This window comes from Nocardia sp. NPDC059195, from assembly GCF_042754695.1.
In the GTDB taxonomy this organism is placed as follows: Bacteria; Actinomycetota; Actinomycetes; order Mycobacteriales; family Mycobacteriaceae; genus Nocardia.
Window position 1 is genome coordinate 22,902 of the sequence record NZ_JBHZBG010000045.1, and the last position, 11,648, is coordinate 34,549.

Annotated in this window: 11 protein-coding genes; 6 read left to right on the forward strand and 5 right to left on the reverse strand. The window is 67.9% G+C overall.

The genetic code is table 11. The features are described from left to right. Positions 1–56: 56 nt before the first annotated feature. A complete protein-coding gene (locus ACFXKN_RS32275) occupies positions 57–911 on the forward strand; it encodes an aldo/keto reductase (RefSeq protein WP_378974168.1) in 855 nt (284 codons plus the stop codon). Here the strand turns inward: ACFXKN_RS32275 and ACFXKN_RS32280 are convergent. Next, complete coding sequence (locus tag ACFXKN_RS32280) at positions 892–2,007, reverse strand: NAD(P)-binding domain-containing protein (protein ID WP_378974160.1); 1,116 nt, start codon at positions 2,005–2,007, stop codon at positions 892–894. The genes ACFXKN_RS32275 and ACFXKN_RS32280 overlap by 20 nt on opposite strands. 150 nt (positions 2,008–2,157) lie before the next feature. Here ACFXKN_RS32280 and ACFXKN_RS32285 point away from each other — a divergent pair, with 150 nt between their 5' ends. The 5 genes from ACFXKN_RS32285 (at position 2,158) to ACFXKN_RS32305 (ending at position 6,857) form a co-directional block, all read left to right on the forward strand. Then, positions 2,158–2,886 (forward strand): enoyl-CoA hydratase, encoded by a 729-nt coding sequence (locus ACFXKN_RS32285; protein WP_378974146.1) that lies wholly within the window; start codon positions 2,158–2,160, stop codon positions 2,884–2,886. Continuing rightward, entirely contained in the window at positions 2,886–4,019 is a 1,134-nt protein-coding gene (locus ACFXKN_RS32290) for an MBL fold metallo-hydrolase (protein ID WP_378974138.1), read from the forward strand. Before ACFXKN_RS32285 ends, ACFXKN_RS32290 begins: the two co-directional genes overlap by 1 nt. A gap of 27 nt (positions 4,020–4,046) precedes the next feature. Then, a complete protein-coding gene (locus ACFXKN_RS32295) occupies positions 4,047–4,292 on the forward strand; it encodes an antitoxin (RefSeq protein WP_378974132.1) in 246 nt (81 codons plus the stop codon). 51 nt (positions 4,293–4,343) lie between these two features. Then, a complete protein-coding gene (locus tag ACFXKN_RS32300; RefSeq protein WP_378974127.1) occupies positions 4,344–6,602 on the forward strand; it encodes an ATP-dependent DNA ligase in 2,259 nt (752 codons plus the stop codon). 75 nt (positions 6,603–6,677) lie between these two features. Next, positions 6,678–6,857 carry an antitoxin gene (locus ACFXKN_RS32305; RefSeq protein WP_378915720.1) on the forward strand — a complete coding sequence of 60 codons (180 nt, stop codon included), beginning with the start codon at positions 6,678–6,680 and terminating at the stop codon, positions 6,855–6,857. 61 nt (positions 6,858–6,918) lie between these two features. Here ACFXKN_RS32305 and ACFXKN_RS32310 read toward each other — a convergent pair whose 3' ends face one another. From ACFXKN_RS32310 to ACFXKN_RS32325, 4 genes are all read right to left on the reverse strand, one after another. Beyond that, complete coding sequence (locus ACFXKN_RS32310) at positions 6,919–7,560, reverse strand: cysteine hydrolase family protein (RefSeq protein ID WP_378974120.1); 642 nt, start codon at positions 7,558–7,560, stop codon at positions 6,919–6,921. Between the two features lie 153 nt (positions 7,561–7,713). Further along, positions 7,714–8,361, reverse strand: coding sequence for an ammonium transporter (locus ACFXKN_RS32315; RefSeq protein WP_378974115.1), 648 nt, complete (start codon positions 8,359–8,361; stop codon positions 7,714–7,716). A gap of 227 nt (positions 8,362–8,588) precedes the next feature. After that, the gene (locus tag ACFXKN_RS32320) at positions 8,589–9,329 is read right to left on the reverse strand and encodes a CbiQ family ECF transporter T component (protein ID WP_378974111.1); all 741 of its coding nucleotides are present in this window, start codon (positions 9,327–9,329) and stop codon (positions 8,589–8,591) included. Further along, the gene (locus ACFXKN_RS32325; protein WP_378974276.1) at positions 9,326–11,386 is read right to left on the reverse strand and encodes an ATP-binding cassette domain-containing protein; all 2,061 of its coding nucleotides are present in this window, start codon (positions 11,384–11,386) and stop codon (positions 9,326–9,328) included. Before ACFXKN_RS32325 ends, ACFXKN_RS32320 begins: the two co-directional genes overlap by 4 nt. Between the last annotated feature and the right edge of the window lie 262 nt (positions 11,387–11,648).

An 11,648-nucleotide genomic window follows, 5' to 3' on the forward strand; every position in this document is an offset into this window, starting at 1 on the left:
AAACACGCGACGCGCCGTCGTTGACGCCACGCCGAACCACTTCTACCTTCGAGAGGGTGACCTTCCGCAGCGAAAGCAGCCATGTCCCCAGCATCGTGCTCAATGACGGGAACGTGATCCCACAGCTCGGCTTCGGTGTGTTCCAGGTGCCCGCGGAAGACGTCACCGGGGTGGTGGCCGAGGCGTTGAAGGTCGGCTACCGCAGTATCGACACGGCCGCGGTCTACGGAAACGAGGAAGGCGTAGGCCGCGCCATCGGTGAATCGGGGATTCCCCGCGACGAACTCTTCATCACGACCAAGCTATGGAACGCCGACCAGGGCTACGACAGCACCCTGCGCGCCTTCGATGCCAGCATGCAGCGCTTGGGCCTGGACTATCTCGACCTCTATCTGATCCACTGGCCCGTACCGTCGGCAGGCCGCTTCGTCGACACGTTCCGCGCCTTCCAGGCGCTGAAGTCGCAGGGCCGGATCGGTTCGATCGGAGTCTCCAACTTCCGGGTGATCGACCTGGAGACCCTGATCGCCGAGGCGGGCGAGATCCCCACGGTGAACCAGATCGAATTGCATCCCACACTTTCCCAGCGTGACCTGCGCCAATACGATGCCAATCACGCGATCGCCACCGAGGCGTGGAGCCCGCTCGGGCAGGGCACTCTGCTCGACAACCCGACGATCGTCGGCATCGCCTCCGAACTCGACCGCACGCCCGCGCAGGTCATCATCCGGTGGCACCTGCAGCTGGGCAATATCGTCATCCCGAAGTCGGTCACGCCGTCGCGGATCGCGGAGAACTTCGACGTGTTCACCTTCGAACTCGATGCCGCCGCGATGGAGTCGATCGGCGGCCTCGACGCGGGCAAAAGGGTCGGCGCCGATCCGTCGACGTTCAGCGTCGGCCTGGTCTGATCCCGAGGTAGTCGGTCAGTTCGCGGGCCGCGGCCCGGCCTGCCCGGTTGGCGCCGATCGTGCTGGCCGACGGCCCGTAGCCGATGAGATGAATGCGCGGGTCGACGGCCACCTGGGTCGCCAACCGCCCGGTCATGGTGATCCCGCCGCCGGGTCCGCGCAGCCGCAGCGGCGCCAAATGATCCAGTGAGCTGCGGAAACCGGTCGCCCACAGGATGATGTCGGCTGCCTGGAAACTGCCGTCTGCCCACCGCACGCCGGTGGGCTCGATCCGCTCGAACATCGGCAGCCGCCGCAGCACGCCCCGCTCACGCGCGGCCCGCAGCCGTTCGTCGAGCGGCAGTCCCGTCACCGACACGACCGATCCCGGTGGCAACCCCGCGCGCACGCGGTCCTCCACCAGGGCCACCGCGTCGCGCCCGTCCTGCTCGGCGAACGGCGTCTCCCGCCACCGCGGCTCGGATCTGGTGACCCATGTGGTGGAGGTCACGAGCGAAATTTCGTCGAGCAACTGCACCGCCGAGATCCCTCCACCGACGATGACCACATGTTTGCCCGCGAACTCGTCGGCCGAGTGGTAGTCGCGAGTGTGCAGTTGGCGTCCGGCGAAGGTGTCGGCGCCCGGATAGCGAGGGATGAACGGGTGCTCCCAGGTGCCGGTGCCGTTGATCAGACCCCGCGTGCGCACGGTGCCCGCACCTTCGGTTTCCACCTGGAGTACCTCGCCACGGCCCGCGCAGCTCTGGCCGTCGGCGGTCCGATCACAGACCACTTTCACCGTCACCTGCCGTTGAACACGCAGGTCGAAGCGCTTTTCGTAGAGCTCGTAGTAGTGCGGCACCGCGGTGGCCGCGCGCGCCGACTCGGACCCGGCGGGCAGTGTGTCGGCGAAGGACATCCCCGGCAGGTCGTGCACTCGGTTCACCGTCGTCAGGGTCAGCGAAGGCCACCGGAACTGCCAGGCGCCACCGGGACCGGGTGCGTGGTCGACAATGCGGAAATCGCGTTCGGGCACCAGCCCGAGCTTGCGCAGGTGGTACCCGGCGGAGAGCCCTGCCTGACCCGCACCGATCACCAGGATGTCGAAATCGGTCATCCCGGAGGCCTGTGCTGCGCGGTGAAACGGTGCATCTGGGGCAGAATAGTCGGAAACCATGGGCGTCGACGCTATCGCCTACCTGGTGTTGTCGGCGGCCTGTGGCACAGTGTGAACATCCACGAAATCCGCTGAATCTGGGGAGGATGCATGCTCGGCGTGACCCGCGATGGTGACGTGATCACCATCGAATTACAGCGCGAAGAACGGCGCAACGCGCTCAACGAGGACCTGGTCGGGCAGTTGCGCGCCGCGGTACTCGACGCGGTCGCCAAGGGCGCGCGCGCCATCGTGCTCACCGGCCGCGGGCCGATCTTCAGCGCGGGCGCCGATCTGTCGGGGGTCTACTCCGAGTCGTTCCTGAGCAGTCTGCTCGACATGCTGCACACCATCGAATCCGTTCCGGTTCCGGTGATCTCGGCGATCAACGGCGGCGCGCTCGGTGCGGGCGTGCAACTGGCGCTGGCCTCGGACCTGCGGGTGATCGAGCCCGACGCCTACATCGCGGTACCCGCGGCCAAGCTCGGCATCTCGGTCGATCGCTGGACGGTGGCACGGCTGGCCGCCCTGATCGGTGGCGGCCCCGCCCGCACGATCCTGCTCGGCGCCGAATCCGTCTCCGCCGCAGACGCTTACGCTTACGGCTTCGCGAACAAGCTCGGCACCCTCGCCGACGCCAAGGACTGGGCCAAGTCCATCGCGGCACTCGCGCCGCTGTCGCTGCAAGCCATGAAACTGATGCTCAACGACGACGGCACCGGCGACCCGGCCAGCGCGCAGCAGCAGGCCGCGCTGGCAGCCGCGTGGAGCAGCGACGACGCCAAAGAGGGCCGCCTGGCCCGGCAAGAGAAGCGTCCGGCGAAGTTCGTGGGCCGCTGATGCGGATCACACGCTTGGCGGGTTCGGTGGCGAGCACCTTCGGTCTCGCCTGGATGGCACGCGCGGTGTGGGGCCTGCCCACCTCGATCGGCGCGGGCCCGTCGGCGATCGCGCCGACCGCGATCGGCAAGTCCTCCTACCGCGACGGCCGTTTCCACAACACCGAGCCGAGCTCCATGCTCGCCGCCGGTGCCGCACCGTCGCTGATCTGGTCGGGACTCACCAAGGGCCGGGTCGGCCGCCCCGCGAACCCGGTCCCGCTGGTCACCCCCGCCGCTCCCGAGCAGGCCGCCGAACTCGCGGTCACCTGGTACGGGCACGCGAGCGCGCTGGTCGAACTCGACGGCTACCGCGTGCTGGCCGACCCGGTGTGGAGCGAACGGGTCTCCCCGTCCCCGGTGGTCGGTCCCGCCCGGCTGCATCCGGTCCCCGGCGAGCTGTCGCAGCTGCCGACCGTCGACGCGGTGATCATCTCCCACGATCACTACGACCACCTCGACAAAGCCACCGTCGATGAGCTCGTCCGCACCCAGCTCGCGCCGTTCGTGGTGCCCACCGGCATCGGCGCGCACCTGCGGCAGTGGGGTGTGCCCGAATACCGGATCATCGAACTCGACTGGGGTGGCTCGGTCTCGCTCGGCCGTGACGCCGACGACCGCGGTCTCACCATCACCTGCGCCGAGGCCAGGCACTTCTCCGGCCGCGGCTTGGTCCGCAACACCACGCTGTGGGCGTCGTGGGCGCTGTCGGGGCCGACCAAGCGGGTCTACTTCGGCGGCGACACCGGCTACACGAAGGCGTTCGCCCAGGCAGGCGCGGTGCTCGGCCCCTTCGACCTCACGCTGCTGCCCATCGGCGCCTACGACGAGCGCTGGACCGATGTGCACATGAACCCCGAAGAGGCGGTGCGCGCGCACGCCGACCTGTGCCTGGGCGACGCCGCCTACGGCCTGCTGGTCCCGATCCACTGGGCCACCTTCAATCTGGCCTTCCACGGCTGGTCCGAACCCGTCCGGCGCCTGGTGTCGGCCGCCGCCGACGCGGGTACTCCGGTCGTAGTGCCCAAGCCGGGGCAGCGGGTGGTTCCGAATGACCTCCCACCACGGGATTCGTGGTGGGAAGATGTGGAATGACCCTCCTCTCGAAAGGAATATCGGCAGATGAGTCTCGTGGATACCTTGAAGGGCTTGCTCGGTAAGGGCAAGGAAACGGTCGAACAGAACGCCGACAAGATCAATGAGGCGGTCGACAAGGCCGGTACCTTCATCGATGACAAAACCAAGGGCAAGTACAGCGACAAGATCGAGAAGGGCAAGGAAGCGGCCAAGAAGGTCGTGCCTCCGCAGGCAGGCCCCGGCTCTGCCGCCGGCGGCGCCGCTCCGACCGATCCTGGACCCAAGGCCTGATTCCGGTGCGCGGGGACCGGTAGTCGGTCCCCGCCGCTGGCGATCGCGTCGATGGTCCGCCGGGAATTTCGGGGCGCACCGGGTGAACCGGACATCGAGGTTGAGCTCAGCAACCTCGACAAGGTCCTGTACCCGGCGACCGGTACGACGAAAGGCGAGGTGATCGCCTACTATTCGGCGATCACCGAGGCCGCGCTGCCCCATCTCGTCGGACGCCCGGTTACCAGGAAACGGTGGCCCAATGGCGTCGACCACGCCGATTTCTTCGAGAAGAACCTCCCCGAGCACGCGCCCGCGTGGATCCACCGCGCCGCGATCGAGCATTCCAGCCGCCGGGTGGCGTACCCACTGATCGATTCCGAGGCCGGGATGGCCTGGCTGGCGCAGCAGGCGGCGCTGGAAATCCATGTGCCGCAATGGCGTTTCGACGCGGGCGATCGCGGCCCGGCCACCAGGATCGTGTTCGATCTCGACCCCGGCGCCGGTGCCGGGCTGGCCGAATGCGCGCGGGTCGCGCTGGCCGTGCGTGCGATGGTCGCCGATATCGGCATGCAGGCGTTCCCGGTGACCAGCGGTAGCAAGGGCATTCACGTTTATGTGCCGCTGGATCGGCCGCTGAGTTCGCGTGGCGCGTCCACCGTCGCCAAACAGGTGGCCGCCAATCTCGAAGCGCTGCACGCGGATCTGGTGACGGCGACCATGGCCAAGGCGGCCCGCACGGGCAAGGTGTTCCTGGACTGGAGCCAGAACAACGCCGCCAAGACCACTATTGCCCCCTACTCGCTGCGCGGTCGCACCGAACCCAATGCCGCCGCTCCGCGCGACTGGGCCGAGATCGAAGACGCTGATGCGTTGCGCCAGTTACGTTTCGACGAGGTGCTCGCTCGTTGGAAAGCCGACGGCGACCTGCTGGCCGACCTCGATCCGGCACTGCCCGCCCGCCCCGACTCTCTCGCCAAGTACCGCAGCATGCGCGACCCGCAGCGCACGCCCGAGCCGGTCCCCGAGGCCGCGCCGGAACCGGGGCCCGGCAATCGCTTCGTCATCCAGGAGCATCACGCCCGCCGACTGCACTGGGATGTGCGTCTCGAGCACGACGGTGTCCTCGCCTCCTGGGCGGTGCCGAAGGGCCCGCCGACCGAGCCGAAACACAACCGCCTCGCCGTGCGCACCGAGGATCACCCCCTCGAGTACCTGCACTTCCACGGCTCCATTCCCAAGGGCGAGTACGGCGCTGGGGAGATGACGATCTGGGATTCGGGTACCTATGTCACCGAGAAGTGGCGCTCCGACGAGGTGATCGTCGAACTCGACGGACAGCGGGTGTCGGGCCGCTACGCGTTCATCCAGACCAAGGGCGACCAGTGGCTGATGCACCTGATGCGTGACCGATCCCATCGAGAACCTGTGGCCGACAGCAGTTTTCCACGCGGGTTGTCGCCGATGCTGGCGACCGCGGGCGATGTCGAATCGCTGACCCCCGCGAACTGGTCCTTCGAAACCAAGTGGGACGGGTTCCGGGTGATCGTCGAGATCGACGACGGCACGGTGACTGTCCGCAGCCGCGCGGGCAATACGGTGACCGCTCGGTATCCGCGCCTGGCCGTGCTCGGCGAGGAACTGGCCGGGCATCAGGTGGTCCTGGATGGCGAAGCGGTGGTGCTCGATGATGCCGGACTCTCGGATATCTCGGCGCTGCAAGCGGATTCGGCCCGCGCGGTATTCGTCGCCTTCGATGTGCTCTACCTCGACGGTACCTCCCTGCTGCGCAAGAAGTACACCGACCGCCGCGCGGTACTCGAGGCCCTCGGCAGGCTGTCGCCGTCGATGAATGTCAGTGCGCTGCTGGATGGTTCGGGTGCCGAGGCGATGAAGGTCAGTCGCGAGGAGGGGCAGGAAGGGGTCGTGGCCAAGCGGCTGGATTCGGTGTATCAGCCGGGCAAGCGCAGCCAGACCTGGCTCAAGCAGCGCAACTGGCGCTCACGCGAGGTGGTGGTCGGCGGGTGGCGGCGTAGCGACAAACGCCCGTTCAAGTCGCTGCTGCTCGGTATGCCGCACGAGGACGGCCTCATCTACGTGGGCCGGGTTGGCACCGGATTCGGTGACGAGCAGTCGCGCCGGATCGCCGCCGAGCTGGCCGGGTTGCGACGCGAGACCTCACCGTTCACCAACGAGATGACCGCCGACGAACGTCACGACGCGCACTGGGTCACCCCCGAGCTCACCGGCATTGTCCGCTTCCAGGCGTGGACCGACACCGGACGGCTCTGGCACCCGGTGTGGGACGGTGTGACGAGTTCACCACGATGATGCTCACCCGCGAAAGCTGTGATGTTGCTACGGTTATCGCGTTGTACCCGGTGTCGAATCAACGAGGAGTACGCGGTGGATTTCAAGAACCTGGCAGGCAAGGCGATGGACATGGCCGCCCAGCATGCGGACAAGGTCGACAGTGTCATCGACAAGGCCGGTGACGTGGTCGACGAGAAGACCGGTGGCAAGTTCAGTGGCCAGGTCGACTCCGCCCAGGACGCGGCCAAGAACGCCCTGCGCGAGAAGGCCTGATCGTCTCGGCGGGCCGATCACCACCGGCCCGCCGAATCGGCGCTGACTATTTGCCGCGCTGTCAGTTCCCGGCCATCAGGCCGGAGATCGTGTCGACATCGGTGACCAGCGCATTGCCCTGGAACGCGAAGTCGTCGTAGGCCCGCGCCATCGCTTCCTTGTCGCGACCACCGCAGGCGTCACCGATCACCACGGGCACGAAACCCAGATCGGTGGAGTGGGTGACAGTCGGCGCGATTCCGATCTCGAGCGCGACACCGGCAATGGCGTAGGAGCCGATCCGCAGGTCACGCAGCAGGGTGGCCAAGGGTGTGCCCTCGAACGCCGACATCGATATCTTGTCGAAGACCAGCTCGTCCTCGCGCGGCACCAGCTCCGGCACCAGCTCGAACGCGGGCGTATCGCGTTGCAGAATAAAGGCGACGTCGTCGACGGATTCGGCGTTCTGCCAGCCCATCAGCAGCCGCATCCCGTACACACCGGTCAGTCGCCGCGGCGGGAAGAAGTGCCGGAGGAAGATCACCGGATAGCCGCCGCGCCGGGCCGCTTCGACCACCCGCACGACGCGTTCGGTGATCTCCTGCCCGTCGGGCAGCTGTCCCAGAACACCGACCTGCATGTCGTAGACGATCAGCGCCATCCGGTCGGGCGCGCACAGATCGCCGAGGGTTTCGGGAATGTCGAGTCCGTTTCCTTGTCGCACCGACGCCAGTATCGTCGACCTTCGCGAGTCTGTCGAGACCCGCAGGCCCTGTCGCGAGCGACCAGGTGACCGGAATGCCCGGCCCCGGAAACCGAGTCGCCCCGACGTCGGTGTCGACGTCGGGGCGATTGGCTGATCAGTATGTGGTGCAGGCTATTTCGCAGCCCACTGGGTGGTGCCGGGCGGGGCGGTCCAGGTGTTGATCAGGTCCATGCCGGCGACGATCAGCGTGGGTCCGCCGACAATGAGGCTGCCGATGATCCCGCCGACGGAGGCGCCGGTGATGAGGCCGGGAAGCGCGCCGACGCCGCCGGCCGCCGCGCCGATCACCAAGCCGATCACGGCACCGATGGCCATGCCGACGAAGCTACCGACGGCGGTGGCGAGGCCGAAGGTGGAGGCGAAGTTCGCCTGCGCCGCGTAGTTTTCCGCGGGCGAGGCGACCGGAGTCAGGTTGGGCTTGGCCGTAGCGACGTCCTTGACCGCGGTCAGCTCGAGTACCCGGCTGTCCTCGCTCACCTTGTGCGGCAGCGGGTATTCGAAACTGCCGTCGCGGACCGAGAGAGGCAGCGACATCAGGGTCGCGCCTGCCTCGTCACGGATGTCGACCGCACCGCCGGTGATTGCGAAGGTGCCGTGGGTGAGAGTGGTGATGACGGTGTTACCGACCAGTTCGGTGCGGTACTCGACGTTCGGCGTCACCGGGTCGGCCCCGGCTACTCCGGTTCCCACCAGCGCTACCGCGAGCACCGGAATGGCAGCCGCGGCGATTTTGCGGATGATCATATGAACATTTCCCATCTGGACTTCATCAGGTGTGAGTGCTCGAACAGGCGCCGTGGTGTGACTTCCCCCGAGAAAGTTCGTGACCGGCGCGTGAAGCTGCCTAGCTCGATTTCCGTGACGAACCATATCGCGCAATAGGGTTTCGGGACAGTGAATTCGGGGTATTGCTCACAACCACAGAATACTGATAGTGCGCGCGGTGGCCGGCGCGCCGATGACCAGCGAGATCGAGCGCTCCTGGTTCAGCCGATGACGTTGCTCAACACCACGGCACCCGCGCAGACCACGGCGACGACACCCAGCGCGATCGCGTCCCGGCGATGCGGTGCGCTCGGCAGGGCGGTCAGCATCCCCGTGCCGCCACGAGCGGTGATCGCCTCGCCGAGTTCACCCGCGCGCCGCGACGACACCGCCATGCACGCGGTGAGGATGTCGATGAGCGGGTTGTCGGCGGCGCGGTGCAGCAGGTTGTCCTTGGGGCGCAGTTTGCGTGCGGCGCGCAGTACCCGGATCTCGTCGAGCAGCAGCGGCAATCCGCGCAGTGTCAGGGCCACCACCACGGCCCACTCGTCGACCGGCAGTCGCAATGTGCGCAGCGGCGCGCCGAGTTTCGCCAGGGCGGGAGCGATCTCGCCCATCGGGGTGGTGAAGGCGATCAGGAACGAGGCGGCCACCAGGACCAGCCCGAACACGAAGATCTGGGTGTAGCCGAGCACGGCCTTCATCCCGATCGGCGCGTTGATCAGACCGCCGAGCACCACAAGTCCCCAGAACCACCACGGCAGCCGGGGGATCGCGCCGAGCGGCAGCCGCGCGAGCACCCAGATCAGCACCAGGAAAGCCGTGATCACGCCGAGTACCGGCCAGGACGGCAGGAACATCAGCAGCAGGCTGATTCCGAACGCGGCGATCATCTTCGTGCCTGCCCACAGGCGATGCACGACGCTGTCGACCGGTACTTCACGCAGCAGCACTGTGCTCATGGGGTTGTGCCTTTCGGTGCGCTGGTGTGTGCGGTCGCGCCTTCGTCACCGCGGCGGCCCAATGGCAGGCCTGCCACGAAGGCCGACTTCTCGAGTGCGCGTTCGGTTCTCGGGATCGCGTGGCCGTCCGCCGAGACCGCCACGCCGCCGTCCAGGTGCACCGTGCGGTCGCAGACCATGGACATCTCGGCGACATCGTGGGAGATGATGATCAACGTCAACCCCGAATCCCGGAGCCGGGCAAGCAGTTCCACGATCTCGGCGCGGCCCTGCGGATCCAGGCCGGCCAGTGGTTCGTCCAGGACGACCACCTGCGGGCGGCTCGCCACCATGGCGGCGAGGACCACCCGTTTGGCCTGCCCGCCGCTGAGTTCCTCGATCGAGCGAGCGGCGAGGCGGCGATCCAGGCCCACCGCGTCCAGGGCCTGCCCGACCGCGCCGGAACCGGTCGCCCGCCCGCCCCAGTCGGCGATCTCGGCGCCGACGGTCTGCTTCTGTAATTGCAGCCGGGAGTGCTGGAAGGCCAGCGCGACGCCGCCGACCTGCTTGTCGACCGCAGTGCCGCGCAGTTCGCAGCGTCCCGAGCTCGGCGCGATCAGCCCCGCGATGATCCAGGCCAGTGTCGACTTGCCCGACCCGTTGCCGCCGACGATCAGCAGCGCCTCGCCCTTGTGGACCGACAGGTCGACACCGTGCAGGGCAGGTGCCTCCCACGGCGTGCCGTGGTTGTAGGTGTGGCGCACGTCGGTGAGTTCGAGGACGGGGGCGCCCATCGGCCTGCGGCGCTGGTCATGGGCGGGGTGGGGCCAGCTCGCGAGGTGGTCGACCATGCGGCCGCGGTCGAGGTGGATCACCCGGTCGGCGGCGGTCGCGTCGGCTTCGTGGTGGGTTACCAGGACCACGGCGGTGCCGTGGCGGCGCGGGAGTTCGGCCAGCAGGGCGACGAGTTCGCGGCGGCCGTCGGGGTCGATCATCGAGGTGGCTTCGTCGGCGATGAGCAGGGCGGGGCGGCGGGCGAGCGCGGCGGCCACGGCGAGGCGCTGCTGCTGGCCGCCGGAGAGGGTGGCGGTTTCGCGGGCGCCCATGTCGGCGAGGCCGACCTCGGCGAGTAGCGCGTCGACGTCGACCTCGGCGGCCGACGCCGCCGACAGACCCCACACGACATCGTCGGCGACCGAGACGCCGAGGGTTTGGCTCTCCGGACGTTGCAGGACCAGCGCGGTCCCACCGATCGCGCCCAACCCCGCCGAACCAGGACGGTCCACCGCACCCGTTGTCGGCGGTCTGCCCGCCAGGACTCGGGTCAAGGTCGACTTGCCGGATCCGTTGTGACCGACGACGGCGACGAACTCGCCCGGACGGATGGTGAGATCGATGTCGGCCAGCGCGTCGACATTGGTGCCCTCGTACCGATAGCCGACCCCGTGCAGGGCAACCGGCAGCGGTCCGACCGGCCGATCATCGGCCGGCGCGTCGAGCCGATCACTGCCCGGCAGCCAGGCGAGCCGATCGAGCACCGCCCCGAGGACGAACCAGGAGATCACCGTGCTCACCAGCACGCCGAGCGCCACCGTGGCGCCGATGTAGATCCACCACCAGCGCAGCACCACCTCGACGGTCTCGGCGGCGGTCCGGCCGAGCGGCTCCAGCGCGGGCACCCGGCCTGCCAGATTCTCGATGCCCTTCGCGGTATTCCGGAACGCGTCGAAGAACAGGTTTCTGGTTCGCGAGAAGACCAGCAGACTGCCGACGGAGAACAGTCCCCAACCCACGCCTGCGACGATTCCGAGCGCGAACACCGCGGGGAATCCGCCACCCCGGCGCTTCACCGTCCCGATGATTCCCGCCATGGTGGCCGCGCCCATGACGCCGAGCGCGGGCATCACGCCCGCGGCCACGAAGGTGACCAGCGTTGCCGCGATAGTCGCGGTGACCAGCGCTCGCAATCGATACCGCTGGGCGAGCAGGCCCAATGGCACTGCCGCGACGAGTTGTAAGGCGGCGGCCATGGGAACCAGGGAGCCGACGGTGATGAGGCCGACGGTGAGCCCGGCCATCACCGCGCCGCTCGCCAGTTCGATCGGGCGCAGGGGACCGCTGGGCAGACCCACGGGCTTGTCTCTCACGTGTCCAGTCTGCCAGGGGGTTGTGTCTGGGCGTGTGGGGCTGATGTGGAGGTTGTGTGGGTTTGCTGGGATTTTGTTGTGCGGTGTTTATTGGCGCGCTGGCGCGCGCGTGTCCGCGGCCCCAAGGGGCCGCCCGTTATAGCGAGCTAAAAAAAACAAAGGCTAAACCCGTTAGAGCGCTAAACCGCGCACC

Coding starts and splice junctions, on each gene's coding strand:
- ACFXKN_RS32280 (WP_378974160.1), bottom strand. CDS start 2,007: ATGACCGATTTCGACATCCTGGTGATCGGTGCGGGTCAGGCAGGGCTC.
- ACFXKN_RS32285 (WP_378974146.1), top strand. CDS start 2,158: ATGCTCGGCGTGACCCGCGATGGTGACGTGATCACCATCGAATTACAG.
- ACFXKN_RS32290 (WP_378974138.1), top strand. CDS start 2,886: ATGCGGATCACACGCTTGGCGGGTTCGGTGGCGAGCACCTTCGGTCTC.
- ACFXKN_RS32295 (WP_378974132.1), top strand. CDS start 4,047: ATGAGTCTCGTGGATACCTTGAAGGGCTTGCTCGGTAAGGGCAAGGAA.
- ACFXKN_RS32300 (WP_378974127.1), top strand. CDS start 4,344: ATGGTCCGCCGGGAATTTCGGGGCGCACCGGGTGAACCGGACATCGAG.
- ACFXKN_RS32315 (WP_378974115.1), bottom strand. CDS start 8,361: ATGGGAAATGTTCATATGATCATCCGCAAAATCGCCGCGGCTGCCATT.
- ACFXKN_RS32320 (WP_378974111.1), bottom strand. CDS start 9,329: ATGAGCACAGTGCTGCTGCGTGAAGTACCGGTCGACAGCGTCGTGCAT.
- ACFXKN_RS32325 (WP_378974276.1), bottom strand. CDS start 11,386: ATGGCCGGGCTCACCGTCGGCCTCATCACCGTCGGCTCCCTGGTTCCC.